Raw genomic sequence first — 25,480 nt, 5'->3', positions numbered from 1 at the left:
GCGCCGCCCGTCGGTCCGGGGGCGTCGGCGTGCCCGGGGATCAGCCCGAGGGGACGTCGTCCACGATCGGCGCCTCGAAGTCCTCCACGGGTGCCTCGAAGTCCTCCACGGGCGCCTTGATCCCGGAGACGGGAGCGGTGTCCACCTCGCCCCCGCCGACCTCGGGGACGTACGTCGTGTCATCGACGAAGTCGTCGCGGTAGGAGGGACGGCAGCCGAACGCCAAGACCACGATCAACACCATCATCGGCAGGTTCCGCCACAGGACGTAGGCCGCCAGGCCCCCGAACAGGGTCAACCCGAGCCACGGCAGGGGGCCGAGCCGGGTCCGCTCGCTCCCGGTCTCCCCCTCAGACAACGGGCACTCCGGTGAACGTTCCGCCGAGGGGGAGCCGCACGTTCATCTCCGTGACTTCCCGGGGCGGGGCCGCGAAGGTCGCGCTGAGCACCATGACGTGGTCCATCGACAAGGGCGCCTCCTCCACCCGGGAGCACAGGCACACCCCGTCCCGGTCCCGGGCCACCCGGTGGACCCTGTGATGCTCCGTGTCGATCAGTTCGCTCTCGTCCAACGGACCCACGAGGGCCGTCGCCACGGCGTATCCGCTGACGACGTGGACCGTCACCGTCAGATCGACGAGTTCGTCGCCGGTCCGTTCCACGGGGCCGACGATCACCACGATGTCCGCTCCATCGACCCGTGCGGAGAGGGAGGGCAGCTCCTCCTGCTCCGCCGGTGGTGCGGCCTCCTCCGTTCCGGCGGACGGGGGCGGGGAGGGGACCTCTTCCACCTCGGTGGGCCGTGGGGCGGGAGAGGTACCCTCGATGTCGCGCACACGATCGTCGCCGGCGGCGGCGTCAGGGCGGGGGCCTTCGGCGGGGTTGCCGCCACTGCACGAGGCCACGGTCAGTGTCAGCGCCACGGCGGCCAGGGCCGCGACGGTCCTGCGGGGGGTGATGACCATGCCCCGAACCTAGGCACGGGGTGGTCTCCGCCCGGTCACGCCCGACTTGCGAATCGCCGCCGGCCGCATCCGGCCACCCGCCGGGATCCCCCGTGCGGCCGGGTCAGCCGAGCAGCAGCGCGACCGAGAACAGCACGCCGAACGCCATCTGGAGCCGGCCGGTCTCCCCGAGGCCCAGCACCAGGTCGCGGCCGACCTGGCCGCCCAGCACCCGGCGCAGCGGCGGCACCGCCAGCGGCGTCGACAACAGCACCAGCGGTGTCCACCAGAAGACCGGTGTCAGGACCAGGGCCACGGCGTAGGAGGCGACGATCATCCCCGCGTACAGCCGCCGCGTCCCGGAGTCCCCCAAGCGGACCGCCAGGGTGATCTTGCCGGTCTCCCGGTCGGTGGGGATGTCGCGCAGGTTGTTGATCACCAGCACCGCGCAGGAGAGCAGGCCCACCGGCACCGAGGCCGTCCACGCCTGCCAGGGCGCCGCCTCCAGCTGCACGAACACGGTGCCCACCACGGCCACCAGCCCGAAGAACACGAACACCGAGACCTCGCCCAGGCCCCGGTACCCGTACGGGGTGCGCCCGCCGGTGTAGTACCAGGCGGCGGCGATCGCCACCGCGCCGACCAGCAGCAGCCACCACGACGTGGTCGCCACCAGCACCAGACCCACCGCGCCCGCGAACGCGAAGCTCCCCAGTGCGGCGGCCAGGACCCGTTCCGGTGCCACCAGCCCGGTCGCGGTCAACCGGGTCGGCCCGGTCCGTTCCGCGGTGTCGGTGCCCTTGACCCCGTCGCTGTAGTCGTTGGCGAAGTTCACCCCCACCTGGAGGGCCATCGAGACCACCAGCGCCAACAGGGCCTTCCACCACACGAACCCGTCCAGGGCGAAGGCCAGCGCGGTACCGACCGCCACCGGGACGATCGAGTTGGGAAGCGTCCGAGGGCGCATCCCCGAGATCCATTCGCTGACCGTGGCCACTGCCGGTCCCTTCACCGTTCGACGGTCGGCGCGTGCGCGCCGATACGACCTCCCCACGGTAGTGCCTGCCCGCGACGGCCCCGTACCCGGCCCGGAACCCTAGGCGATGGCGGCGTGCAGACGCACCATCGGCAGCGTCGACCCCAGGTCGATCTCCCGTCGCGCCCCGTCGGCCGCCCACCCCGAGGACTCGAAGAACGTCCGCAGCGCGTTGTCGGCCTCGGGCACCCACACGTGCACCGTGGTGAACCCGTCCTCGACCAGGTGGTCCACGCTCGCGTTGAGCAGGCGGCCACCGTGTCCGCGCCGGGTCAGCTCCGGATCCACGTGCAACGCGAAGACCTCGGCGTCCGTGGCCGGCCACAGGTCGGGGTCGCCGGCCGGGCCGAAGGCGGCGAATCCGACCACCGAGCGCACCCCGTCGTTCTCGTCGGTGGCCACCACCAGCCGGTGCTTGGAGGTCGGGGGCGACTCCAGGGCCGCCGACCACTGCGCCTGGAAGCTCTCCCGGGCCTCCTCACCGGCCAGTTCCCCGATCACCTCCGGGGGCAGCAGCGCCCGGTACACCTCCCGCCAGGAGGCCACCTGGAGGTCCACCACGGTGCCGACATCGGCGGCTCGGGCGGGACGGACGAACTGGGCACCGGACACGATCAGGCCTCCTGGGGGAGTCATCGACACGAGTACGCCCACGCCGGAGTTTCCGGACCTTGCCATGGCGTGGGAACATCTATGTTGTGAGCTTCATTATCAGAGTCATCGTGAACGCGCTCGCCCTGTGGGCGGCGGTCCTCCTGATCGACGGCATCGAGATCACCACTCAGGACACCACCGGCCAGATCCTGGCCTACCTGGCGGTCGGCCTGATCTTCGGTGTGGTCAACGCGATCATCAAACCGATCGTCAAAACGGTCGGTTGCCTGTTCTACGCGCTGACCCTCGGGCTGATCGGCCTGGTCGTGAACGCGCTGCTGTTCCTGCTCACCGAGTGGATCGCCGGTCTCTTCGGTCTTCCCTTCGAGATCGCCGGTTTCTGGGACGCCTTCTGGGGCGCGATCATCGTCGCCGTCGTGAGTTGGCTGATCAGCCTGTTCCTGCCGGACGGCAAGGACGACTGAGGTCCCGGGTACGGCAGCCGCCGCCCACCTCGACCCGCCCGCCCCGATCCGCGGGCTCCCGTCCGTGTCCCGGCCACCCGGCCGGGGCACGGGACGGGTAGGTTCACATGCGGGCCCCTCCCTCGACCCACGAGGACGGGGCCGACACCGGTTCCGGTGACCGCGTCCCACCGACGCGGGCCCACCCGGCCGGCACAGGCTTCTCCACGACCGACCCCCGGCGTGGACCGCACGGCGGTCACGTCCGGCCTCGGCCGTGGCGGCGGACACACGGTTCCGCATTCTTCATCAGTGACGTCACACCATCGGTGCCGCCCCGAACGGCGGCACCGTACACACCGAGAGGAGGAGGGGCGACCATGGACCCCACCGCCCCACGGCGGCGGTCCGCACGCCTTTCACACACGATGGTGAACACGAAGTATCGCCCGTTCGGCAAGTTGTTGACCGCGATGGTCACACCGATGCTCGAAGACGGGGAACTCGACTACGACGGTGCCGCCCGACTCGCCACCTACCTGGTCGACGAGCAGCACAACGACGGCCTCGTCATCAGCGGCACGACGGGCGAGTCGCCCACGACCAGCGACGAGGAGAAGGACCGGCTGCTCCGCGCGGTCATCGAGGCGGTCGGCGACCGGGCCAAGATCGTCGCCGGGGTCGGCACCAACGACACGCGACACAGCGTCAAGCTGGCCAGGGCCGCGGAGAAGGCGGGCGCGCACGGCCTCCTGACGGTGACGCCGTACTACAACAAGCCGCCGCAGGAAGGCCTGATCCGGCACTTCACCGAGATCGCCGACACCACCGGGCTGCCGGTGATGCTCTACGACATCCCGCACCGCACCGGGACGCCGATCGCCTCCGAGACCCTGGTCCGGCTGGCCGAGCACCCCCGCATCGTGGCCAACAAGGACGCCAAGGACAACGTCGGCGCCAGCTCCTGGGTCATGGAGCGCACCGACCTGGCCTACTACTGCGGCACCGACATCCTGAACCTGCCGCTGCTGTCGGTGGGCGCCGCCGGGTTCGTGAGCGTCGTCGGCCACATCGTGGGCACCGACCTCAAGGACATGATCGACGCCTACGAGGCGGGCGAGGTCGGCCAGGCGCTGGCCATCCACCGCCGTCTCACCCCGGTCTACACCGGGATGTTCCGCACCCAGGGCGTCATCACGACCAAGGCCGTCCTCAATCTCTTCGGCCTGCCCGCCGGTCCGGTCCGCACGCCGCTCGCGGACGCCTCCTCCGAATTGCAGACGCTTCTGCGAGAGGATCTGGCCGCCGCCGGGGTCAAGGGCCCGATCGGTCTGGCCCCGCACCAGGCCGTCCCCGCCAGTGCCGTCCGCGTCGAGCGCCTCACGGAGGGTTCCGTATGAGTCACCCGCACCCCGAGTTGAGCTCGCCGCCGCCCCTGGCCGAGGGCGCCCTGCGCGTCGTCGCCCTGGGCGGTCTCGGTGAGATCGGCCGCAACATGACGGTCTTCGAGTACGGCGGCCGGCTGCTCATCGTCGACTGCGGCGTCCTGTTCCCCGAGGAGGAACAGCCCGGCGTCGACCTGATCCTGCCCGACTTCGAGTACATCCGGGACCGCCTGGACGACGTCGAGGCGATCATCCTCACGCACGGCCACGAGGACCACATCGGCGGCGTCCCGTTCCTGCTCCGCGAACGGGCCGACATCCCCATCGTCGGCTCCCGGCTCACCCTGGCGCTGATCTCCGCCAAGCTCGGCGAGCACCGGATCAATCCCGTCACGATCCAGGTCGAGGAGGGGGAACGGCACGACTTCGGCCCCTTCGGCCTGGAGTTCTTCGCGGTCAACCACTCCATCCCGGACGCGCTGGCCGTGGGCATCCGCACGCCCGCCGGCTCGGTGCTGCACACCGGTGACTTCAAGATGGACCAGCTGCCGCTGGACGGCCGCCTCACCGACCTGGCCGGGTTCGCCCGGTTCGGCGACGAGGGCGTGGACCTGCTGCTGTCGGACTCCACCAACGCCGAGCAGCCCGGGTTCGTCATCCACGAGCGCAACCTGAGCGAGGCCATCGACAAGGTGTTCCGCCAGGCCGACAAGCGCATCGTGGTGGCCTGCTTCGCCTCGCACGTCCACCGGGTCCAGCAGGTCATCGACTCCGCCACCAAGCACGGTCGCAAGATCGCCTTCGTCGGCCGGTCGATGGTCCGCAACATGAACATCGCCCGCGACCTGGGGTACCTGACCATTCCCGGCGACACCGTCATCGACGCGCGCCGGATCGACGACATGCCGCCGGAGAAGGCCGTGCTCATCTGCACCGGTTCCCAGGGCGAGCCCATGTCGGCGCTGAGCCGGATGGCCAACCGCGATCACCAGATCCGCATCGAGGAGGGCGACACCATCCTGCTGGCGTCCTCGCTCATCCCCGGCAACGAGAACTCGGTCAACCGGGTGATCAACGGACTGACCCGCTGGGGCGCCAAGGTGGTCCACAAGGGCAACGCCCTGGTGCACGTGTCCGGGCACGCACCCGCCGGTGAGCTGCTGTACGTGCTCAACATGGTGCGCCCGCGCAACTTCATGCCGGTGCACGGCGAGTGGCGGCACATGCGCGCCCACGCCGACCTGGCGAAACTGGCGGGCGTCCCGTCCGACCGGATCGTCATCGCCGAGGACGGCGTGGTCGTCGACCTGTACAAGAACCGGGCCAAGATCGTCGGCGCGGTCCAGGCCGGTTACGTGTACGTGGACGGCTCCTCCGTCGGCGACGTCACCGACGCCGCCCTCAAGGACCGCCGGATCCTCGGCGAGGAGGGCTTCATCTCCGTCGTCGTCGCCGTGGACTCCACCACGGGCAAGATCCTGGGCGAGCCGGAGATCCACACCCGGGGCGCGGGCATCGGCGCCGACGCCTACGACGACGTCATCGACCGGCTCCAGGACGCCCTGGACAAGGCGGCCAAGGACGGGGTCAACGACCCGCACCAGCTGCGCCAGCTCATCCGGCGCAGCACGGGTCGCTGGGTCAACGACACCTACCGTCGCCGCCCGATGATCATCCCGGTCCTGGTCGAGGTCTGACCGGCCCGGGACGATGCGCGCCGAACGGCCCGGGGCGACCCGGGCCGTTCGGCGTTCCACGACACGCCGTCGGAGGAACACGCCTCGGGATGGACATCTCGATAGGCTCCGCGCCGTGGCGGTCCCTCGTGCCCGCCGGACGATCGACCCTTCTCCCCCGTACCGGAGGTGACCCCCGATGGCCGCGCGTGCCTCCTCAAGCGGTTCCGGGCGTAAGAAGTCCCCGGCCGCGCGCAGACCGCCGGCCAAGCGGATGCCGGACGGGCCCATCGCGTTCGCGGTCACCATGTTCGGACAGTTCCTGCTGGTGTTGTGGAAACTCGTCGCGCACACCGTCGGCGGCGCGGCCCGCGCCGTGGGCCGCAGCACCCGTGATCTCGACCCCGATCTGCGCCGCGACGGCGTCGGCCTGCTGCTGTTGGCGGCCGGCATCCTGGTGGCGGCGGCCGTGTGGTGGGAGAGCGACGGGCCGCTGCCGGAGTACACCCGTCTGGTGGTGGTCGGCGCCTTCGGCACGTTCTCGCCGATCCTGCCGCTGCTGTTCCTGCCGCTGGCGGTCCGTCTGATGCGCACGCCGAGCACGGCCAAGGAGGGCGACGCCGGCCGGCTGTTCATCGGCACGACCGCGATCATGCTGGGTCTGCTCGGCCTCATCCACATCGGTCACGGCATCCCGCGGCCCTCCGAGGGCATGGCGGCCCTCCAGGAGGCGGGCGGTCTCATCGGGTTCGTCGCCTCGGGGCCGCTGAGCGCCGTCATCACCCCCTGGCTCACCGGCGTGCTGCTCTCGCTGGTCCTCGTCTTCGGGATCCTCGTGGTCACCTCCACACCCATCCGGCGCATCCCCGAACGGCTCCACACCCTCATGGGCGCCCTCATGGAACGCGACGCCGGACCCGACGCGGGCATCGGCATCCTGGGCGCCGAGCCGGAGAAGAAGCCCGCCCGCAAGCGCGGGTCCAGGAAGAGGACCGAGGAGACGGCCGGCGAGACGGTGGCCGGGGACCACGAACGCCCCTACGACAGCCCGGTGCTGCCCGAGGGACCCCTCGGGCCGGCGCCGACCGACGAGGAGGGGACGGTGCCGGCCGCGACCGTCATCGAGCCCCGGAAGGGCGGACGGAAGAAGACCACGGTCCCCGATCCCACCCCGGCGCCCACCGTCAGCGAGCAGCTCACCCTCCCCTCCCGGGTGGTGGAGGGCGACTACGAGCTGCCCCCGCCGCCGATGCTCAAGCCGGGCAGCCCGGTCAAGCCGCGCACCAAGGCCAACGACGAGGTGTTGGCGGCGCTCACCGGGGTGCTCACCCAGTTCGGCATCGACGCCGAGGTCACCGGGTTCACCCGGGGGCCCACGGTCACCCGCTACGAGATCTCGCTGGGCCCCGCGGTCAAGGTCGAGAAGGTCACCGCGCTCACCAAGAACATCTCCCTGGCCGTCAAGAGCGCCGACGTGCGCATCCAGTCGCCGATCCCCGGCAAGTCCGCGATCGGCGTGGAGATCCCCAACACGGACAAGGACATCGTCAGCCTGGGCGACGTCCTGGGCTCATCGGTGGCCACCTCCGACGACCACCCCATGCTGGTGGGACTCGGCAAGGACGTCGAGGGTTCCAACGTGGTGGCGAACCTGGCCAAGATGCCGCACGTGCTGGTCGCCGGCGCCACCGGCGCGGGCAAGTCGACGTGCATCAACGGGCTCATCACCTCCTTGATGATGCGGGCCACCCCCGACGAGGTCCGGATGATCCTGGTCGACCCCAAGCGGGTCGAGCTGACCATGTACGAGGGCATCCCGCACCTGATCACGCCCATCATCACCAATCCCAAACGGGCGGCGGAGGCCCTCCAGTGGGTGGTGGGGGAGATGGACCGGCGCTACGACGACCTGGCGGCGTCCGGGTACCGGCACGTGGACGACTTCAACGCCGCCGTGCGCACCGGTGAGCTGACCGCCCCCCCGGGCAGCGAACGGGTCTATGAGCCCTACCCGTACCTGCTGGTCATCGTCGATGAGCTCGCGGACCTGATGATGGTGGCCCCGCGCGACGTCGAGGACGCGGTCGTGCGCATCACCCAGCTGGCCCGGGCGGCCGGCATCCACCTGGTGCTGGCGACCCAGCGTCCCAGCGTCGACGTCGTCACGGGCCTGATCAAGGCCAACGTGCCCTCCCGGCTGGCGTTCGCCACCTCCAGCCTCGCCGACAGCCGCGTCATCCTCGACCAACCCGGGGCCGAGAAGCTGGTGGGCAAGGGCGACTCCCTGTTCCTGCCGATGGGCGCGGGCAAACCGATCCGGTTGCAGAACGCCTGGGTGTCGGAGAAGGAGATCCGGGCGATCGTCGAGCACTGCAAGAAGCAGGCCGAGCCCAGCTACCGCGAGGACGTCGCGGTGGCCGACACGAAGAAGAAGGAGATCGACGAGGAGATCGGCGACGACCTGGACCTGCTGTTGCAGGCCGTCGAACTGGTGGTCACCACCCAGTTCGGGTCGACCTCCATGCTCCAGCGCAAGCTGCGCGTCGGCTTCGCCAAGGCCGGCCGGCTGATGGACCTCATGGAGAGCCGCGACGTGGTCGGCCCCAGCGAGGGCTCCAAGGCCCGCGACGTCCTGGTCCAACCCGACCAACTACCCGCCGTCCTGACCGACATCCGGGGGGGTTAGCCCGGCTTCCGGTGGTGCCGCTCGTCACGAGCGGCACCCCCGGCGTGTTCCCCCGTCGGCCGACGAGGAGGCCCTCCGCGCCGGGGCGCCGCGCGGCGGCCGGGCGTCCACGCGCGGAACACGTCCCGGGTGCGCGGCGGACCGTGTGCGGTGAGGGGCGGGCCCGAAGAGGCGGGGTCAGCGCCGGCGGGTGGCGAAGTGGTCGAGCACCCCTCGTAGCAGTCCGGTGTCCAGTGCCAGCCCGTCCAGTGCGGCCTCGGCCAGGTCGCGGTGGGCGGCGAGCGTACGGGCGGCCGTCGCCCGGCCGTGTGCGCCGACCAGGGCCGACCGGGCGCCGTCGGAGTCGGCGAGCAGCTCCGAGCGCACCCGCAGGACGATGCCCGCATGGTGCGCGTAGGAGGTGAGCAGATCGATCTCGTGGTCGGGCAGGCCCAGGAGGATCGCCGCCGGGATCAGGGCGACCTCGATCTCCGTCGAGGTCGTCAACGCGTACACCTCCAGGAACCCGGACGGGTCGGCGGGCTCCCCGCCCCGCGCCGGCACCCGGTCCAGGTGGCGGCCCCGGCACAGCCGTTCGGGCCCCAACAGCACGCCCACGCGCGTGATCGCCCTGATCACCCGCTCCTCCGGGTGGTCGTCCGCCATCCGCGCCATGAGCGCGTACCCGCTGGAGATCAGCGCGATCCCGGTCAGGTGCGAGAACCGTTCGTCCAAGGCCAGGCTCCCGGTGTGGAACAGCTCCACGGCGGCCACCAGCGGCGCCAGCGGTGCGGGGTCCATCGCCGCCCCCTCGGCCAGCATCAACGTCAGCGCCGGGCGCAGCGGGCCCTCCGGTCCGCCCGGGGAACGGGACGGCACCCCCCGCGGGCCGCGGGCGTCGTTGCCGGAGGCGTACCGGGTCAGGGCGGTGTCGACGAACCCCGAGCGGTCGGCGGCGAAGGTACGGGGGTCGGTCGCCGCGGACGGGCGCGCCCGCGAGGGCGCCGGCGCCGCGAGGGCGAGCCCGCTCCGGCGGTGGGCGATCCGCGCGGCGGAACGCAGGAACCCCTCGATCTCCGGTGTCGGCCGGTGCGCTTGGAGCCACTCCTCGATCCGGAAGCGATCCCGCGCCAGGTGGGCGACCAGCCGGGCGCTCCCGTGGTGGGCCAGGGCGTCGGCGGTCTCCGGGTCCCCGCCGAACACCGTCGCGACCATGTACGCCTCGGCCGCGAAGAGGTCGTGGAGCGGATCGCCGTCCAGGTCCCGCGGGGCCAGCGTGAACGGGGTGAGCCGCCCGGTCACCGCGTCCCGTGCCCGGTTCAGCAGGTCGTGGCGCAGCCGGGTGGCCAGTGCCATGACGAGGTGCCGGTGGACCGGACCCCCCGGGCCGGCGCGGCGGCCCACCAGGGTGGCGGCGATCCCGCCCGCCCCCGTCTCCACCATCGCGTCGACGAGCAGCGTCTCCCCGCCGTCGCGGAGCGCCTCCGCGCGGGTGCGCCGTTCCGCACGGGCCCGGGCCAGGTACATGACCTCGGTGGCCCGGTACAGCAGGCGGTGCTCGGCGAAGGGGAAGCCGGTCAGCAGCAGGACGTGGGCCGCGTGCAGTTCCTCCGCCAAGGGATCGTCGGGGACCCCGGCGGGGGGAACGGGTTCGATCTCGCTCAACAGGTGCGGCAGCAACCGGTGGTGGGCGTCGTTCCTTTCGTACGCGGGCAGGTCGACCACGGCCTGGGCCACGGCCAGGGCGTAGGCCCCGTGGACGACGCGTCCCAGGTGCGCCGCGGTCGCCTCGGGGTCGGCGTCGAGGGTGTCGTGCGAGCCGATCGCCAGCACCCGGCCGATGGTCCTGGCCGCCCGGTCCATGGCCCCGCCGGCGAGCGCCTCCTCGGGCAGCGCCGCGTACAGCCGGGTGATCCGCTCGCGCAGCAGGCCCGAGGCCGGGACCCGGCGCAGGACCGCGTGGGCGCGGATCCGTTCCAGCGCGGTGTCGACCGCGTCGACGGGCGCGGTGGAAGAGGAGGGGGGTCTGCGTCGCGGGTCGGCGACGATCCGGTCGAGGAGGTCCGAGGAGGGGACCTCACCCAGGGAGAGCGCGTGTCGGCGCAGGGCCTCGCGCCGCAGACGGGTCGCTTCGGCGGCGCGCGCCGCCTCGGAGTCCGGCCGATGGCGTATCAGGGCCTGGAGGCGGTGCCGGTCGGACGGCTCCGGTAGGTGGGCGGTCCACCGGTACACGTGCGCGGCGACCTCTTCGGGATGGGCGCCGCTCCAGGCGCGGAAGGCATCGAGGGTGTCGCGGGCCGCGACGAGCGGGGCGTCGCCGTCGAGATCGGCGTCGGAGAGATGGTGGGGCATCGTCTGCTTCGGGGGGAGGGGAGCGGGGACGTTCCAAGGTCATCGTAGCCACGGGTCCCGGACAAGGGGATGACCGTATCCGGTTGAGGAATCTGGCCATAATTCTGTCCGATTTGGCGGGATCTTGAGCGCTTCATGGGGTGTGGTGAACTGCGAGCACCCTCCGAGGGGCGGCAGAGTGGACCTCGACAGATACGCACAGTCGCGAGGGGAGTGCGCATGGCGACGATCGGTCATACCCTGTCCGCCGCCCGCGTCGCGGCGGGATTCACGGTCGCCGACCTCAGCACCCGTACACGCATCCGGGAACCGGTGCTCCGGGCCATCGAGGAGGAGGACTTCGTCCTTTGCGGTGGGGACTTCTACGCCCGCGGTCACATCCGCGGCCTCTGCCGGGCCCTGGGCCTGGACCCGAAGCCGCTCCTGGAGGAGTTCGACCGGGAGCACGCGGGCCGCCGCGGTTCCGTCTTCGTTCCCCCGCCCCGCCACGCGGCCGCCGTGCCGGCGGCCTCCCGGGCCATGATGGAGGCCCGGGCCGGGGGACGGGAGGGGGAGGCCGGGGAAACCGCCACGGCCGGTCCCCCCGTCATCGGGGAGGGCGTCGAACCCGACGCCGGCACCGAGCGCTGGGGCCACTTCGAACGCGGTGAACGGCTGCGCCGCAAGGTGCGCGGCGGTCGTCCGCGCCGTCGCCCCGCCGCCGCGGCGGCCGTACCCGGGCCCCGCGAACCGGAGAGAGGTGACGGTCGGCCCCGGGAACCGGGGAAGAGGGCCGACCGACACCGGGAACAGGGGAAGGGAGCCCACCGTCCCCGGGGGCGCAGGGCGAAACCTCGGGACGCGCGCCCCGATGCCCGACCGGCGCCGCGCCCGCCCGTCACCCGGGCCCGCAGCCGTCGGGCCGATGCCGTCCGCCGGCACTGGCCCTGGGCGCTGGTCGCCCTGCTGGTCGTCCTCAGCGTCGTCATCGGTGTGCGGACCTGGCGGGAGTGGGACGGCGGCGACCCGCTGAGCACCGCCTTCACGGAGACCGGGAGCGGCGGGACCGTCGACTCCTCGGTGCTCCCCGAGACGCTGGAGGACGATACGGCCGAGAAGGTCGCCGGCAAGACCACGGACAAGGGTGCGGCCGCATCCGACGAGGTCACCGTCGGGTTGACCGCGTCCGCGCGCACGTGGCTCAAGGTCACCGACGCCGAGGGCGAGGACCTGTTCACGGGCTTCCTCATGGCGGACGAGGCCAAGGAGTACGTGACGGAGAACACCCTCACGCTGTGGCTGGGCAACGCCGGCGGCGTCGAGGTCTCCGTCAACGGTGAGGACCTGGGTGCCGTCGGACGCAGCGGTGAGGTCAAGGAGGTGGTCGTCGGGGTCGACGGCTTCGACGATTGACCCGGCACCGGCCCCGGCCAGGGAGGATCCCGGCCGGGGTACGGGCGGGTGGGCCGGTGCGGGTAATGTGGGTGGCTGCGGGCGACGCCGATCGCACCGCGCGCGAGGGGCGATTCGGGGACCACGTCCGACCCGCCCTCGCGACCATTCGAAACGCCCTCCCACACGCTTGGAAGCCATGTCATCGCGTCGTACTGTCTCACTGGTCACCCTGGGGTGTGCGCGTAACGAGGTCGACTCCGAAGAGCTGGCCGGGCGCCTGTCCGCGGGCGGCTGGGAGCTGGTCGACGGCGACGCCAAGGCCGACGTCACCCTCGTCAACACCTGCGGTTTCATCGACGCCGCCAAACAGGACTCCATCGAGAGCCTGCTGGAGGCCGCCGAGAACGGCGGCAAGGTCGTCGCCGCCGGATGCATGGCCGAGCGCTACGGTTCCGAGCTCGCCGACGCCCTCCCCGAGGCCCAGGTCATCGGATTCGACGATTACGCGGCCATCACCGATCGCCTCGACGACGTGGTCGAGGGGCGCCCCCTGGCGCCGCACACCCCGCGCGACCGGCGCACGCTGCTGCCGATCAGCCCGGTGGAACGCGACGCCTCCCGGGTGCACGTCCCCGGCCACGGCGCGTTCGCCGAGTCCACCGGGGCCGACGGCACCGCACTGCCCTACCGCGCCGCGATCCCGCGCCGCCGCCTGACCGGCGGCCCGGTGGCCAACCTCAAGATCGCCTCCGGTTGCGACCGCCGGTGCACCTTCTGCGCCATCCCGACCTTCCGCGGCGCCTACATCTCCCGCCACCCCGACGAGATCGTTCGCGAGGCCGAGTGGCTGGCCTCCGAGGGCGTGCGCGAGGTCTTCCTGGTCAGCGAGAACTCCACCTCGTACGGCAAGGACCTGGGCGACGTGCGCGCCCTGGAGAGGCTGCTGCCGCGCCTGGCCGCCGTCGAGGGCCTGGACCGGGTCCGCGTCAGCTACCTCCAGCCCGCCGAGGTCCGCCCCGGGCTGGTGGACGTCCTCACCGGGACGCCCGGCGTGGTGCCCTACTTCGACCTGTCGTTCCAGCACGCCAGCGGCACCCTGCTGCGCCGCATGCGGCGCTTCGGCGACCGCGAGCGCTTCCTGGAACTGCTCGACACCGTGCGCTCCCGGGTGCCCGAGGCGGGCGCCCGCTCCAACTTCATTGTCGGGTTCCCCGGTGAGACCGAGGCCGAGTTCGAGGACCTGGTCTCCTTCCTGGAATCGGCGCGCCTGGACGCCATCGGCGTCTTCGGCTACTCCGACGAGGACGGCACCGAGGCCGAGGGCCACGCCGACAAAGTGCCCGAGGAGGTCGTCGCCGAGCGCGTGGACCGCCTCAACCGCCTCGCCGAGGAGCTCATGGCCCAGCGCGCCGAAGAGCGTCTGGGCGACGAGGTGACCGTGCTGGTGGAGACGGTGCTGGAGGACGGGGCCTACGAGGGCCGCTCCGAGCACCAGGCCCCCGAGGTGGACGGCAGCACCATCCTCTACGGTGAGGACCTGGCCGTGGGCGATCTGGTCCGGGCCACCGTCGTGCAGGCGATCGGTGCCGATCTGGTGGCCGAGCAGGACGAGGATCGGCCGGACGGGGAAGCCGGAGAGAGATGAGCACCCACAACGCGGCGACGCCCGCCCCCCACGTTCCGCTGTGGAACATCGCGAACATCCTCACCATGAGCCGACTGGTCATGGTCCCGATCTTCGTGTGGTTCATGTTCCTGGACGGCACCTGGTGGCGTGCCGCCGCCTTCGCGGTCTTCGTGCTCGCTGCCATCACCGACCGCATCGACGGTGAACTGGCCCGTCGGCACGGCCTGGTCACGGACTTCGGCAAGATCGTCGACCCCATCGCGGACAAGGCCCTGACCGGAGCGGCCCTGGTGGTCCTCTCCCTCCAGGGCGACCTGTGGTGGTGGGTGACCCTCGCGATCCTGGCCCGTGAGTGGGGCGTCACCCTGCTGCGCTTCGCGGTGCTGCGCTACGTCGTCATGCCCGCGAGCAAGGGCGGCAAGCTCAAGACGGTCCTCCAGATCGTCGCGATCAGCGTCTACCTGTTCCCGTTGTGGATCCTGCCCTTCAGCGACGTGTTCGTCTGGTTCGCCCACGTGGTGATGGCCGCGGCCCTGGTGGTCACCCTGTGGACCGGCGTCACCTACGTGCTGGACGCGATCCGCGCGGTCCGGGCCGGCAAGCGGGAGACCTCGGAGTGAGCACCGTCCCCGAACCCACCGCCGAGGTCGCGACCCTGGCGGAGCGGCTCCACCGTCACCTGGAGGAGCGCGGGCTGACCTGCGCGGTCGCCGAGTCGCTCACGGGCGGGCTCATCGGCGCCCACCTGACCGGGGTTCCGGGCAGCTCCTCCACCTACCGGGGCGGGGTGGTGACGTACGCCACCGACACCAAGGCGTCCCTGCTCGGTGTCCCCGAGGACCTCCTCGCGACCGAGGGCGCCGTCCACCCCGAGGTCGCCCTCGCCATGGCCACGGGGGTCCGGCGTCTGCTGGGCGCCGATTTCGGGGTGGCGGTGACCGGTGTGGCCGGCCCCGAACCCCAGGACGGCAAGCCCGTCGGCACCGTCTACGCCGCGGTCGCCGGACCCGACGGGAATGCGACGGCCCGGCATTTCCGTTTCACCGGTGACCGGGGGGGTATCCGATACCGCACGGTCGAGGGCGCACTGGAGCTCCTGGACTCCGCTGTTCGCGGCGACGTGGCGGGGAACACCCGGTCCTGAACCCTCCGGTCCGGTTCCTTCTCCTCTCCCGGGGGAACGAAACCATCTCAAGAGGTGGTTCCCCCTCCAGCGAACAGGACGGCAAGAGGTGCCCGAATCGGGCGTGGGGCAGGTACGGTGTTGTATATGAAGGTCGCTACCGGTGGGAGGGAGCGCGAATGATGGTCCTGCTTCGTCACCTACTTGGTGACGTGCTCAGGCGGCTGCGACAGCGCCAGGGCCGCACCCTCCGCGAGGTGTCGGCCGATGCACGGGTTTCCCTCGGCTACCTGTCGGAGGTCGAGCGTGGGCAGAAGGAGGCTTCTTCCGAACTGCTCTCATCGATCTGCGGGGCCCTCGGGGTCCCGCTCTCGCAGGTGCTGAGAGAGGTCTCCGACCAACTCGCCCTGGTCGAGCTTCAGGAAGCGGCGCTGCTGGAAGACGCGGTCACGACCGACCCCGTCCCCGCGCAGGACCTCGGCATCGGACCGGTTCCGGATCGCGTTCCCCAGGTTCCCGACATGGTGGGGGTCTGACACCCCGCACCGTTCGTCCTGTTCACGGACATCTACAGGGTCCTCCCTCGGGGGGACTTCGGATCGTGAGAGGAGCCGACCACATGTGGTCGGCTCCTCTCACATAGGTGCGCTTCTCACTATACGTGATCGAACGGTGGCTACCGGTGGGTATGGTTGACCCACGCCTCAGGGTCCTCCGCGAGGGTGCGCACCTGTTCGGGCAATTCGTTGGTGGCCAGGTGCTGGAGGGTGACCCCCTCCAGGATGGCGCGCTCGCTGGCGCGCAGGGCGATCCACACCTGTTGCAGGCTGCGGGCCGCGCCATCGTAGTCGACGTGCTCGGGGCGTTCCCCGCGCACGTTGGCCAGCGGTCCGTCGACCGCTCGGATGATATCGGCGAGCGAGATCTCCGCCGCCGGACGGGCCAGCCAGTAACCGCCCACCGGGCCGCGTTGACTGCGCACCAGGCCGGCCCTGCGTAGCTGGGTGAGGATGTTCTCAAGGAATTTTCCGGGGATGGCCTGCGCTCGCGCGAGCTGCTCGGCCGTCACCGGTCCTTCGCTGGCGACAGCGAGTTCCGCTGCGGCGCGCAGCGCGTAGTCGACCCGGGCTGAAAGGCGCATGCTGTGATTATGCCGTGGTTAGAAGGGCGAATGGGGCACCGGGCGCCGACGGGAGAGCCGACGGCCGGGGTGCTGCGTGATCAAGGGTACTTCTCCTACCGGGTTTCGGGGACATCGGTGACGTTCCACCCGGCGTGGAGCGTCCGGGGCCGCCCCGGGCGGGAAGCGCCCCTCGAAGCCGTGACTCGGACCGGTCATGGTCTCCGGTCCGGGTCACGACGGGGGAGTGGGGTCCGTCCGTCTCAGGCGTGGTGGGCGGCCGGTACGGCGCCGCCCAGGAGTTCGGCGGCGCTGATCCCGTTGACGTGGGCGGCGCCGTACGTGCTCACGTGGGCGCCGCAGGAGGGGCGCCAGATGGGCAGGCCCATCTCCACCAGCACGGCGTTCGGGAAGGCTCCCAGAAGACGTTCGACGAGCTCACGGGCCTCCGGGTAGCGGTGCGCGTCGCGCACCACGATGACCAGGTCGCGCTCCTGCGCGGCGGCGATGATCCGCTCGGCGTGGGCGATGTCGGGGGAGACCCGCTCGGTACCGGGGAACCAGGCGGACAATCCCCAGGGGACCTCGCCCACGGCCATGCCCGCGGGTGCCTCCACCTCGACCACGTACGGGGAGTCCAGGGCGGGCAGATCGCCCTCGACCCGGATCGCCCGGCGGGCTCCGGACAGGCCCACGCCCTCGGCCTCGGCGGCCGTCGTACGGTACGCGGCGGCATCGCGGATCCAGGCGCGCAGTCGCAGGTTGCGGTCGGCGGCCTCCTCCAGCCGCTCGCCCGGCAGCCGGCCGTCGCGGACCGCCGTCACCAGCGCGGCACGGATCGCCGCCACCTGGTCGGCGTAGACGTACCGGCCCAGGCACAGCAGGTCGCACCCGGCGGCCACGGCGAGCACGGAGGCCTCGGGGATGCCGATCCGACCGCTGACACCCCGCATGTCCATGGCGTCGCTGACCACGACCCCGTCGAAGCCCAGCTCGTTGCGGAGCAGGTCGTTGAGCACGTGCGGGGCCAGCGTCGCCGGGCCCGTCACACCCAGCCCGGGCACCTCGATGTGCGCGGTCAGGACGGAGCGCACCCCGGCGTCGATCGCGGCGCGGAAGGGCACCAACTCGCGTCGGCGCAGCACCTCGGCCCCGGCCTCCACCAGCGGCAGCGTGTGGTGGGAGTCCTGGGAGGTGGCGCCGTGGCCGGGGAAGTGCTTGGCGCACGCGGCCACACCGGCCTCCTGGAGGCCGATCACGGAGGCGGCGGCGTGACGGGCCACCAGCTCGGGATCGGAACCGAAGGATCGGGTGCCGATGACCGGATTGTCGTCGGCGACGTTCACGTCCACGGAGGGGGCCAGATCCAGGTTGAAGCCCAGTTCGGCGAGTCGGCCGCCGAGCGAGCGCAGCGTCGCCCGGGTCAGGTCGGGGTCGTCGACGGCGCCCAGGGCGGCGTTGCCCGGGTAGGAGCTGCCGTGCTCCTGGCCGATGCGGGTCACATCGCCGCCCTCTTCGTCGAGGGAGATCAGCGGGGTGTCCACGGCCTGGGACAGGCGCGCGTTCAGCGCGGTGATCTGCTCGGGGGTGTCGAGGTTGTTGTGGAACAGGCAGACGCCGGAGACACCGTCCGCCAGGCCCTCCAGGATCCAGCGCGGGGCGTGGTGGGACTCGAAGGGGACCAGCAGGGTGGCGTTGGCCAGGCGCGCCAGGGTCGGATCGAGCGACATGACGGACTCCGTTCGGTGAGCGAGGGTGCCCAGGGGTGAGGGCAGACGAAGGGCGGGTGCGGTGATGGGAGTGGCGCGGGCGCGCCCGAGGCGGATCCACGGCGCCCTCGTGGACCCGCCTCGAAGGGTCGGGCGTCAGCCCTTGACCGCGCCCATGGTCAGACCGGAGACCATCCGTCGCTGGACGAACAGGAAGAAGATCATCACCGGGATGGTCAGCAGGGTGGAGGCCGCCATGATCGGTCCCCACTCGGTGCCGAAGCGGCCGAAGTAGTAGGACAGGGTGAGCGGCAGGGTGTAGTTGTCCGTACTGCGACCCAGGAACGTGAGCGCGACGATGAACTCGTTCCACGCGGTGATGAAGGCGAAGATGCTCGCCGCGACCAGGCCGGGCGCCACCAGCGGCATGAGGATGCGCCAGAAGATGGTCCAGCTGCTCGCGCCGTCGATCGCCGCGGCCTCCTCCAGCTCCTTGGGCACCGCCACGACGAAGCCGCGCAGCATCAGGATCGTGATCGGCAGCGACACCGCCGTGTACACGATGAGCAGGCCGGAGAGGTTGCCCAGAAGCTGGGCGCCGGTGGCGTCCGACAGCTGACGGAAGTTGATGAAGATCGAGATGATCATCGCTTCCATCGGCACCATCTGGATGATGAGCAGCAGGATGATGAACGCCGTCCGCAGCTTGAAGCGGAACCGGGCCACCGCCACCGCCGCCAGCAGTGACAGGAAGGCGCCCATGGCGACGGCGCCGACGGTGACCAGGAGGCTGTTGCCCAGGAACTGCCAGAAGTTCACACCCGGGATGAGCTGGCCGTTGAGCACCCGGTCGAAGTGCATCAGGGTCGGGGCCTGCGGCAGGAACGTCTGCTGCCGGGTGAAGATCTCCCCGACCGGCTTGAACGCCGTGGCGACCATCCAGTACACGGGGAACACGGAGAACACGAACACCGCGAGGCCGGCCAGGTACAGCGGCAGGGAGCGCAGGCGGTGCAGCGGGCTGCGGCGGTAGCCTCCGCGGTTCGGGGCGGTGGTGCTGGTCGCGCTCATCGGGTCTCCCCCTGGCGGATCATGATGCGCAGGTAGTACGCGGTGACGGCGAGGATCATCACGGTCATCACGACCGCGATCGCCGAGCCCATGCCGTAGTTGGCCGGGCTCGCGCTGAAGCCCTGCTGGTAGATGTAGTAGGAGAGCAGGTAGACGTCCTTGTTCTGGAAGCTGTTCGCCAGGATGTACAGCTGGGTGAACACCCGCAGGTCCCAGATGATCTGGAGGACCAGCAGCAGGGCGAACAGCGGACGCAGCATGGGGAACGTGACGTTCCAGAAGGACTTCCAGCCACTGGCCCCGTCCATCCTCGCGGCCTCGTACAGCTCGCTCGGGATGCTCTTGAGCCCGGCCAGGACGGAGACGGCCACGAACGGGAACGACTGCCAGACGATGACGGTGATGAGGATCGTGAACAGCGATCCGGGCTGGAGGAACCAGTTGTACTCCAGCCACCCGCTGCCGACGAGCCAGTCCGGGAGCCGGTCCAGGATCACGTTGACCAGGCCCCGCTCCGGCAGGAACAGCCAGCGGAAGACCAGGGAGGCGCTCAGCGCCGGGGTGGCCCAGGCGAGCATCATGCCGATGGAGACGAACCCGGAGAACCACTTGGGCAGTTTGTTCAGCAGGATCCCGACGAGGGTGCCCAGAACCATGGTGATGCCGACCATCAGCGCGCAGACGACCACGGTGTTGCGCAGGATCGTCCAGAACGAGGGGTCGGTCAGCAGGTTCTTGTAGTGGGCGAAGTCGTTCCACTCCGGCCCGGGCTGGTTCGGCAGGAGGTTGCGCGTGGTGAAGCTGGTCAGCGAGTACCACACCATCTGCGCGATCGGCCAGAGCAGCACGACCGCGAGGAGGATCAGTGCCGGGGCGATGAGCAGGTACGGGGTGGGGAGCTTGCGGCGGCGCGGGGCGGAGGGGCCGTCGGTCACCCGGTCGGTGTCCTCATGCCCCTGCTCGGCCGTTCGTTCGACGGTGTGTGCCATGGTCTTCTCAATCGAGGCGTGGGCCGGCCGGGCTGCGGGCGGGGTCCGGTGACGGTCCCCGCCCGCATTCGGCTCTGCTCTGTGGAGAGGAGTCGGTGGTTACTCGACCGGCTCGTTGAGGATCTCGGTCAGCTGCTCGTTGGCGGCGGCCAGGACCTCTTCGGGGTCACCGCCGTTGACGATCTCCAGGACGGCGCCGGGCAGGATCTTGTTGTCCTGGTCGGCGGCGGTCCAGCGCGGGGTGCTCGGGAAGAAGCTGGTGTGCTGCATCTGGGTGGCGGCGGCGACGCGGTCCGGGTCCTTCTGGTACTCGTCCTCGGCCAGCAGGTCCGGGTAGGCCGGGAAGAAGCCCGCGGTGTCGGCGTAGCCCTTGCCGCCCTCCTGGTCGCCCAGGACGGTCAGCAGCTCGAACGCCAGGTCCGGGTGCTGAGTGGTGGAGAAGACGGAGAGCGCGGAACCGCCGGCGAAGGCCGGCGCGATGCCGTCGGCACCCGGGATCGGGGCGGCGACGATGTCCTCCAGGATGTCCGGGTTCTCGGCCTGCTCCTCCATGGAGCCCAGCGCCCATCCACCGTCGATGTACATGCCGACCTGACCGTTGGCCATGTCGGCGAGGGGCACCAGCTCGTTCTCGCCGACGTAACCCTGCGGCGAGATGCCGTCGGTGGTCAGGCTCGCGTAGAACTCGACGGCCTCGACGGCGGCGGGGTCGGTGAGCTTGCCCTCCCACTCGCCGGCGTCGTTCTGGACGGCGATCTCGCCGCCGTTGCTCCAGATGAAGGAGGCGATGCCGTTGGTGAAGTCGGTCGGCGCGGCGAAGCCGGGGACGTCGTACTCGTCCTTGATGTCCTCCGCGACGGTGACCAGCTCGTCCCAGGTGGCGGGCGGCTCGTGGCCGAGCTCCTTCAGCCAGTCGGCGCGGTAGTACAGGGTGCGGACACCGGAGAACCACGGCACGCCGTACTGGACACCGTCGTAGGTGCCGTACTCCAGGGCGTTCTGGTCGATCTCGGCGGCGGCGTCCCAGCCTTCGACCTTCTCGGTGATGTCGAGGAGGGCGCCCTGGGAGGCCCAGCCGGAGACCTGGTCGTTGCCGATCTCGATCACGTCGGGGGCGTCACCGCCGGCGAGGGCGTTGGTGATCGACTCCTGTGCGTCCGGCCAGGGGATGAACTCGACGTTGACGTCGACGTCCGGGTTGTTCTCCTTGAATCGGGCCTCGGCGCCGTCGAAGTACTCGACCAGTGGCGGCTGCGAGGTGCCCATGACCCAGACGGTCAGGCTGTCGGCGTCACCGCCGCCTTCGGAGTCGGCACCGCCGCCGCAGGCCGCGGCGAGCAGGACCACGGCACTTGCCGCGGCGATCTTGGGGAACCTCATTGTGAACCTATCTCCCTTCGCACGACGCGCCGGTGTTCGACGCCTGTGCTCGAATCGGACTGGGATGATGGAACGCCATCCCCGCGATTCGACGTCTCTGTGGGGGTGTGCTGGGATAGCACGTTGCCGTTCTGCCGGCGCGGGTACCGGAGGGTCCGCATGAACTCGGACCTGCCAGGACGTGACCTCCTGTGAGGTTGTGAGCTAAATTAACAGGAAACTTTCCTAATAAAAACAGGGTGAGGTGTCACGGTTATGTCTCAACGTCCGGGGACTCCCCGGCTGCTACGCCAGCTCAACGACCGTGCGGCGCTGGAACTACTGCTGTCCGCGGGCCCGTTGACGAGGACGCAGCTGGGTACGAGGACCGGCCTCTCCAAGGTAACGGCGTCGCAACTGCTGTCCCGGTTGGAGGAACGCGACCTGGTGCGCGTCGTGGGGAGCCAGGCCGGTGGCCGGGGCCCCAACGCCGCCCTCTACGCCGTCGTCCCCGAGAGCGCCTACGTCGCCGCCTTGGACGTCAGCGCCCGGCGGGTGACCGCCACCATCGCCGACATCACCGGCCGGATCGTAGGCGACGTCACCGTCGACCCCAGCAGCTCCGACGACCCCGTGTCCCTGGTCCACACGGCCGTGATGCGCCTGGTCGAAACGGCGGAGGTGCCGCTGGACAGGCTCCGTGCCTGCGTCATCGGCACCCCCGGCGTGGTCGACCCGCGCACCGGCGACATCCGGTTCTCCTTCGACCTCATGTCCTGGCACGAGGGCATCCTGGAGGCGCTGCGCACCGACCTGAAGCGGTCGGTGATGATCGAGAACGACGTGAACCTGGCCGCCCTGGCCGAGCACGCCGAAGGGGCCGCCCTCGGGGTCTCGGAGTTCGTGCTCATCTGGCTCAGCGCCGCCGGCGGTGTCGGCATGTCCACCATGATCGACGGACGCATCCACCGGGGCCGCTCCGGCGGCGCCGGCGAGATCGGCTACCTGCCCGTGCCCGGCGCCCCCATGCCCGGCGACCTGGGCCTGTCCGGTGGATACGAGTCACTGCGCCACGACGAGAACCGGGAACTGCCGCACGGTTTCCAGGCGCTGGTCAAGGCCGGCCAGGTCGTACGCCTGGCCGCCGAACACGGGATCGAGGGAGCCGACGTCGTCGACGTCGTGGGCCGCGCCGCCGCCTCCGGCACCTCCGAGGCCGACGCCTTCCTCGACGCCTTCGCCGAAAGGCTCGCCCGGGGCGTCGCCGCGGTCAGCGTCATCATCGATCCGGGCCTGGTCGTGCTGGGCGGCGACGTCGCCCGGGCCGGCGGCGCCAAACTCGTCGAACGGGTGCAGGCGGCGACCGCCCGCATCGCGCCCAACGCCACCGAGATCGGACTCAGCGCCGTCGAAGGCGGACCCGTCGTGCGCGGCGCCCTACTGCACGCGCTGGAGCACGCCCGCGACGACGTGTTCTCCTCCACGGTCTGATCCCAACGGTGTCGCGCGGTGGCCGATCGTGGCCGTCCCCCAGGGCCTCAACCGGTCACCGCGAAGGAGGAGAAGACCTCGTCGACGACGGGTCCGTACTCCTCGCGGTCCACGGCCCGGCCGTTGAACCGGAGGTAGTAGGCGGTGGTGTCCTCGACCACGAGGAAGCGCCACACCATCCACCGCTCCGGCTCCGCCCAGACGGACTCCTCCATGGTGAACGTCACCTCCATGTCGGACCCCCGGTGGCCGGAGGGCAGCCCGGGGACCTCCTCCAGACTCAGCCGCTCCCAGTCCCGCACCACCCCCTCCGCCTCAAGGGACTCCTCCCACCCCTGCTGCATCTCCACGGTGCTCGACTCCCGGGACTCCTCGTCCAGGCTGAAGACGGTGAAGGCGACCTGGCGCGACCGGTCGGGTGAGTCGAACTCGTAGTGGGAGAGGATGTCGGGGAAGGAGCTCTGTTCGCGGGACGTGGCGTCGACCGGGGCCCAGTCCCACGGATGGACCAGGGAGACGTACTCGTTCTCGAAGGGGACGTTGCCGGAACCGGTCCCCGGCGAGGGATCGCCCGCCGGTGAGGGCGCGTCCGCCTCGGAGGGTTCTCTCGCGGTGAGCGGGTCGGGGCCGTCCTCGGCGATGAGGAGCGCGCCGGGCACGACGACGAACGCGACGACCATGCCCAGCACCAGCAGCAGACACCCGCCGCCCAACCCCCACCACAGCCCCGCGCGGGAGGACGAGGCCGGGGAGGCGGGGACCGGCCCCCCGGCCCGTGTCGGCGGGGACACGACCACACCCCCGGGGCCCGTGGGGAACACCGGCGCGTGCCCGGTGCCGGGCGGCGGACCCGGCCGTCCCGGAGCGGGACGCCCAGGAGCGGCGTGCGCGACGTGGGTCGGAGGACCGCCCACCGGCGCGCTGGGGCGCGGTGTCGGGGCCGGGTTCGGGGGCGACAGGGGTCGCGGCCCGCTCGAAGAGGGCGCCGGGGACGGGCCGGCGGGCGGCCGGTGCGCGGGGACCCGGCCCGTGGACGCCCGCGGGGCCTGGGGGCCCGGGGAATCGGCCCGATCCGATGCCGCCCGAGGCCCCGTCGCGGGCGAGGACAACAGTTCCAGCGCCCGTTCGGCGGTCAGGCGCCGATCCGGTTCGCGCACGAGCAGACCGTTGATCACCGAGGCCAACGGTTCCTCGGTCGCCGCCTCGGGGATCGGCTGGGCCATGACGGCGCTCAGCGTCGCGGTCAGACTCTCCCGTTTGAACGGGGACTCCCCGCTCAGGGCGGCGTACAGGGTGGCGCCCAGGCTCCACAGGTCGGAGGGCTCGGCGACGGTGCCCTGCTCCAGCCGCTCGGGAGCCATGTACTCGGGGGTGCCCACCACCATGCCGGTCCCCGTCAGCGAACTGGACGCGCCCTCCATGAGGTTGGCGATGCCGAAATCCGTGATCACGACCCGTTCGCCGTCGGTGGACACCATGACGTTGGCGGGTTTGATGTCGCGGTGCACCACCCCGGCCCGGTGCGCCGCCCGCAACGCCTCCAACAGGGCCCGGGAGATCCGGGCGATCCGCGCCGGCGGCAGCGGACCCTCCTCCTCCAGCACCTCCTCCAGCGAGGAACCGTCCAGCAGGGCCATGACGATGTAGGGGGTGCCGTCCTCCTCCAGCACGTCGTGCACGGTCACCACCGACGGATGGCCGATCCGGGCCGCGGTGCGGGCCTCGCGCATCATCCGCGCCTTGGCGGTCCGCTGTTCCTCATCGGACAGGCCGGTCGGCAGGTGCACCTCCTTGATCGCCACCTCGCGTTCCAGACGAGGGTCGAACGCCCGCCAGACCGTGCCCATGCCGCCGCTGCCCAGTGTCCCGGTCAACCGGTAGCGGGCGGCGACGATCCGTTCCGAAGGGGGCATGAGGGGCCTTTCACGAGGGGAGCGGGGGTTCCGGTCGAACCCTGTGATCACACGGACCCGGTTCCGGTTCTCCCCATCGTCCTCCTCGTTCGGGCCCCCTCACCCCGTGGGGCGCGCCATGGCCACCCGGGGGCGCACCCGGATCGGCTCCTCGTCCGCCCACAGGGCGCGCATCCCCTCACCCCACTGCTCCTCGGGCAGCACGGAGAACCCCCGGGCCGTGTACCAGGGGCCGTTCCACGGCAGGTCGCGGAAGGTCGTCAGGGTCACGCGCGGGCTCCCGCCGACGGCCGCCTCGGCGCACACCTCCTCCAGCAGGGCCGATCCGATCCCCGACCGTCCGTGGTCGGGGTGCACCGACAGCTGCTCCAGATGTACACCGCCGTCCAGGGGCACGGTGGCGGCCAGCCCGGTCACGACCCCCGCGTCCACCGCGACCAGGAGCCGGTCGGCGTGCGCGAACAGCTCCCGGGGGTCGTCCGGCGGCAGGAGGACCCCGGCCCGCTCGAACAGCACTTCGGCGGCCAGCGACACCTCCACGGCCCGGGCCTCGTCGTCGGCCCGCATCGGTCGGATCTCCACGCTCCC

General features: G+C 71.2%; 22 protein-coding genes. 10 read left to right on the top strand and 12 right to left on the bottom strand.

All coding sequences use genetic code 11. The annotated features are described in order from the left end of the window. Positions 1-40: 40 nt before the first annotated feature. From RM479_RS03560 to RM479_RS03545, 4 genes are all read right to left on the bottom strand, one after another. Positions 41-358, bottom strand: a complete 318-nt coding sequence (locus tag RM479_RS03560) for a hypothetical protein (protein ID WP_311510246.1) — start codon at positions 356-358, stop codon at positions 41-43. Beyond that, entirely contained in the window at positions 351-965 is a 615-nt protein-coding gene (locus RM479_RS03555; RefSeq protein ID WP_311510245.1) for a hypothetical protein, read from the bottom strand. Before RM479_RS03555 ends, RM479_RS03560 begins: the two co-directional genes overlap by 8 nt. A gap of 103 nt (positions 966-1,068) precedes the next feature. After that, on the bottom strand, positions 1,069-1,941 hold the full coding sequence (locus tag RM479_RS03550; RefSeq protein WP_311510244.1) for a 1,4-dihydroxy-2-naphthoate polyprenyltransferase: 873 nt from the start codon (positions 1,939-1,941) through the stop codon (positions 1,069-1,071). A gap of 99 nt (positions 1,942-2,040) precedes the next feature. Beyond that, complete coding sequence (locus tag RM479_RS03545) at positions 2,041-2,592, bottom strand: GNAT family N-acetyltransferase (protein ID WP_311510243.1); 552 nt, start codon at positions 2,590-2,592, stop codon at positions 2,041-2,043. Positions 2,593-2,678: 86 nt separating this feature from the next. Between RM479_RS03545 and RM479_RS03540 the strand changes: the two genes are divergently transcribed. From RM479_RS03540 to RM479_RS03525, 4 genes are all read left to right on the top strand, one after another. After that, positions 2,679-3,059, top strand: coding sequence for a phage holin family protein (locus RM479_RS03540; RefSeq protein WP_274807592.1), 381 nt, complete (start codon positions 2,679-2,681; stop codon positions 3,057-3,059). A 407-nt stretch (positions 3,060-3,466) separates the two neighbouring features. Next, the gene (gene dapA / locus RM479_RS03535) at positions 3,467-4,438 is read left to right on the top strand and encodes a 4-hydroxy-tetrahydrodipicolinate synthase (RefSeq protein WP_311510242.1); all 972 of its coding nucleotides are present in this window, start codon (positions 3,467-3,469) and stop codon (positions 4,436-4,438) included. Next, complete coding sequence (locus RM479_RS03530; protein WP_311510241.1) at positions 4,435-6,120, top strand: ribonuclease J; 1,686 nt, start codon at positions 4,435-4,437, stop codon at positions 6,118-6,120. The genes dapA and RM479_RS03530 overlap by 4 nt, the downstream gene beginning before the upstream one ends. Positions 6,121-6,298: 178 nt before the next feature. Further along, on the top strand, positions 6,299-8,785 hold the full coding sequence (locus RM479_RS03525; protein WP_311510240.1) for a DNA translocase FtsK: 2,487 nt from the start codon (positions 6,299-6,301) through the stop codon (positions 8,783-8,785). Between the two features lie 177 nt (positions 8,786-8,962). On the opposite strand, the gene RM479_RS03520 is transcribed toward RM479_RS03525, so the two are convergent. Continuing rightward, the gene (locus RM479_RS03520) at positions 8,963-11,116 is read right to left on the bottom strand and encodes a hypothetical protein (protein WP_311510239.1); all 2,154 of its coding nucleotides are present in this window, start codon (positions 11,114-11,116) and stop codon (positions 8,963-8,965) included. Between the two features lie 219 nt (positions 11,117-11,335). On the opposite strand from RM479_RS03520, the gene RM479_RS03515 reads away from it, so the two are divergent. The 5 genes from RM479_RS03515 to RM479_RS03495 all read left to right on the top strand — a co-directional run bounded on the left by RM479_RS03515 (position 11,336) and on the right by RM479_RS03495 (position 15,776). Beyond that, positions 11,336-12,508 carry a helix-turn-helix domain-containing protein gene (locus RM479_RS03515; RefSeq protein WP_311510238.1) on the top strand — a complete coding sequence of 391 codons (1,173 nt, stop codon included), beginning with the start codon at positions 11,336-11,338 and terminating at the stop codon, positions 12,506-12,508. A 178-nt stretch (positions 12,509-12,686) separates the two neighbouring features. Then, the gene (gene rimO / locus RM479_RS03510) at positions 12,687-14,135 is read left to right on the top strand and encodes a 30S ribosomal protein S12 methylthiotransferase RimO (protein ID WP_311510237.1); all 1,449 of its coding nucleotides are present in this window, start codon (positions 12,687-12,689) and stop codon (positions 14,133-14,135) included. Then, positions 14,132-14,737 (top strand): CDP-diacylglycerol--glycerol-3-phosphate 3-phosphatidyltransferase, encoded by a 606-nt coding sequence (gene pgsA / locus RM479_RS03505; protein ID WP_311510236.1) that lies wholly within the window; start codon positions 14,132-14,134, stop codon positions 14,735-14,737. Before rimO ends, pgsA begins: the two co-directional genes overlap by 4 nt. Continuing rightward, positions 14,734-15,261: a CinA family protein gene (locus RM479_RS03500; RefSeq protein ID WP_397221207.1), complete on the top strand. Its 528-nt coding sequence runs from the start codon at positions 14,734-14,736 to the stop codon at positions 15,259-15,261. The genes pgsA and RM479_RS03500 overlap by 4 nt, the downstream gene beginning before the upstream one ends. A gap of 158 nt (positions 15,262-15,419) precedes the next feature. Further along, positions 15,420-15,776 (top strand): helix-turn-helix domain-containing protein, encoded by a 357-nt coding sequence (locus tag RM479_RS03495; RefSeq protein WP_073375890.1) that lies wholly within the window; start codon positions 15,420-15,422, stop codon positions 15,774-15,776. A 140-nt stretch (positions 15,777-15,916) separates the two neighbouring features. Here RM479_RS03495 and RM479_RS03490 read toward each other — a convergent pair whose 3' ends face one another. From RM479_RS03490 to RM479_RS03470, 5 genes are all read right to left on the bottom strand, one after another. Then, positions 15,917-16,381 carry an RrF2 family transcriptional regulator gene (locus tag RM479_RS03490; RefSeq protein ID WP_274807600.1) on the bottom strand — a complete coding sequence of 155 codons (465 nt, stop codon included), beginning with the start codon at positions 16,379-16,381 and terminating at the stop codon, positions 15,917-15,919. Between the two features lie 242 nt (positions 16,382-16,623). Beyond that, a complete protein-coding gene (locus tag RM479_RS03485) occupies positions 16,624-18,090 on the bottom strand; it encodes a glycoside hydrolase family 3 protein (protein ID WP_311510235.1) in 1,467 nt (488 codons plus the stop codon). A gap of 135 nt (positions 18,091-18,225) precedes the next feature. Next, entirely contained in the window at positions 18,226-19,140 is a 915-nt protein-coding gene (locus RM479_RS03480) for a carbohydrate ABC transporter permease (RefSeq protein ID WP_311510234.1), read from the bottom strand. Then, a complete protein-coding gene (locus RM479_RS03475) occupies positions 19,137-20,129 on the bottom strand; it encodes a carbohydrate ABC transporter permease (protein WP_311510233.1) in 993 nt (330 codons plus the stop codon). The genes RM479_RS03480 and RM479_RS03475 overlap by 4 nt, the downstream gene beginning before the upstream one ends. Before the next feature lie 99 nt (positions 20,130-20,228). Beyond that, positions 20,229-21,509, bottom strand: a complete 1,281-nt coding sequence (locus RM479_RS03470) for an extracellular solute-binding protein (RefSeq protein WP_311510232.1) — start codon at positions 21,507-21,509, stop codon at positions 20,229-20,231. Positions 21,510-21,764: 255 nt separating this feature from the next. On the opposite strand from RM479_RS03470, the gene RM479_RS03465 reads away from it, so the two are divergent. Continuing rightward, a complete protein-coding gene (locus RM479_RS03465; protein ID WP_274807605.1) occupies positions 21,765-22,979 on the top strand; it encodes an ROK family transcriptional regulator in 1,215 nt (404 codons plus the stop codon). Between the two features lie 47 nt (positions 22,980-23,026). On the opposite strand, the gene RM479_RS03460 is transcribed toward RM479_RS03465, so the two are convergent. Both RM479_RS03460 and RM479_RS03455 read right to left on the bottom strand, forming a co-directional pair. Continuing rightward, positions 23,027-24,892, bottom strand: a complete 1,866-nt coding sequence (locus RM479_RS03460) for a serine/threonine-protein kinase (RefSeq protein WP_311510231.1) — start codon at positions 24,890-24,892, stop codon at positions 23,027-23,029. A gap of 99 nt (positions 24,893-24,991) precedes the next feature. Then, positions 24,992-25,459 carry a GNAT family N-acetyltransferase gene (locus RM479_RS03455; RefSeq protein ID WP_311510438.1) on the bottom strand — a complete coding sequence of 156 codons (468 nt, stop codon included), beginning with the start codon at positions 25,457-25,459 and terminating at the stop codon, positions 24,992-24,994. Between the last annotated feature and the right edge of the window lie 21 nt (positions 25,460-25,480).

Origin of the sequence: Nocardiopsis lambiniae, assembly GCF_031845465.1 — a bacterium.
Classification (GTDB): Bacteria; Actinomycetota; Actinomycetes; order Streptosporangiales; family Streptosporangiaceae; genus Nocardiopsis; species Nocardiopsis lambiniae.
This window is presented reverse-complemented; position numbering and strand designations above follow the sequence as displayed.

Excerpts from the sequence above, each read along its gene's own strand:
- RM479_RS03555 (WP_311510245.1), bottom strand. The coding sequence starts at position 965 with ATGGTCATCACCCCCCGCAGGACCGTCGCGGCCCTGGCCGCCGTGGCG.
- dapA (WP_311510242.1), top strand. The coding sequence starts at position 3,467 with ATGGTGAACACGAAGTATCGCCCGTTCGGCAAGTTGTTGACCGCGATG.
- RM479_RS03530 (WP_311510241.1), top strand. The coding sequence starts at position 4,435 with ATGAGTCACCCGCACCCCGAGTTGAGCTCGCCGCCGCCCCTGGCCGAG.
- RM479_RS03525 (WP_311510240.1), top strand. The coding sequence starts at position 6,299 with ATGGCCGCGCGTGCCTCCTCAAGCGGTTCCGGGCGTAAGAAGTCCCCG.
- RM479_RS03520 (WP_311510239.1), bottom strand. The coding sequence starts at position 11,116 with ATGCCCCACCATCTCTCCGACGCCGATCTCGACGGCGACGCCCCGCTC.
- RM479_RS03515 (WP_311510238.1), top strand. The coding sequence starts at position 11,336 with ATGGCGACGATCGGTCATACCCTGTCCGCCGCCCGCGTCGCGGCGGGA.
- rimO (WP_311510237.1), top strand. The coding sequence starts at position 12,687 with ATGTCATCGCGTCGTACTGTCTCACTGGTCACCCTGGGGTGTGCGCGT.
- pgsA (WP_311510236.1), top strand. The coding sequence starts at position 14,132 with ATGAGCACCCACAACGCGGCGACGCCCGCCCCCCACGTTCCGCTGTGG.
- RM479_RS03495 (WP_073375890.1), top strand. The coding sequence starts at position 15,420 with ATGATGGTCCTGCTTCGTCACCTACTTGGTGACGTGCTCAGGCGGCTG.
- RM479_RS03490 (WP_274807600.1), bottom strand. The coding sequence starts at position 16,381 with ATGCGCCTTTCAGCCCGGGTCGACTACGCGCTGCGCGCCGCAGCGGAA.
- RM479_RS03485 (WP_311510235.1), bottom strand. The coding sequence starts at position 18,090 with ATGTCGCTCGATCCGACCCTGGCGCGCCTGGCCAACGCCACCCTGCTG.
- RM479_RS03480 (WP_311510234.1), bottom strand. The coding sequence starts at position 19,140 with ATGAGCGCGACCAGCACCACCGCCCCGAACCGCGGAGGCTACCGCCGC.
- RM479_RS03475 (WP_311510233.1), bottom strand. The coding sequence starts at position 20,129 with ATGGCACACACCGTCGAACGAACGGCCGAGCAGGGGCATGAGGACACC.
- RM479_RS03470 (WP_311510232.1), bottom strand. The coding sequence starts at position 21,509 with ATGAGGTTCCCCAAGATCGCCGCGGCAAGTGCCGTGGTCCTGCTCGCC.
- RM479_RS03465 (WP_274807605.1), top strand. The coding sequence starts at position 21,765 with ATGTCTCAACGTCCGGGGACTCCCCGGCTGCTACGCCAGCTCAACGAC.
- RM479_RS03460 (WP_311510231.1), bottom strand. The coding sequence starts at position 24,892 with ATGCCCCCTTCGGAACGGATCGTCGCCGCCCGCTACCGGTTGACCGGG.
- RM479_RS03455 (WP_311510438.1), bottom strand. The coding sequence starts at position 25,459 with ATGCGGGCCGACGACGAGGCCCGGGCCGTGGAGGTGTCGCTGGCCGCC.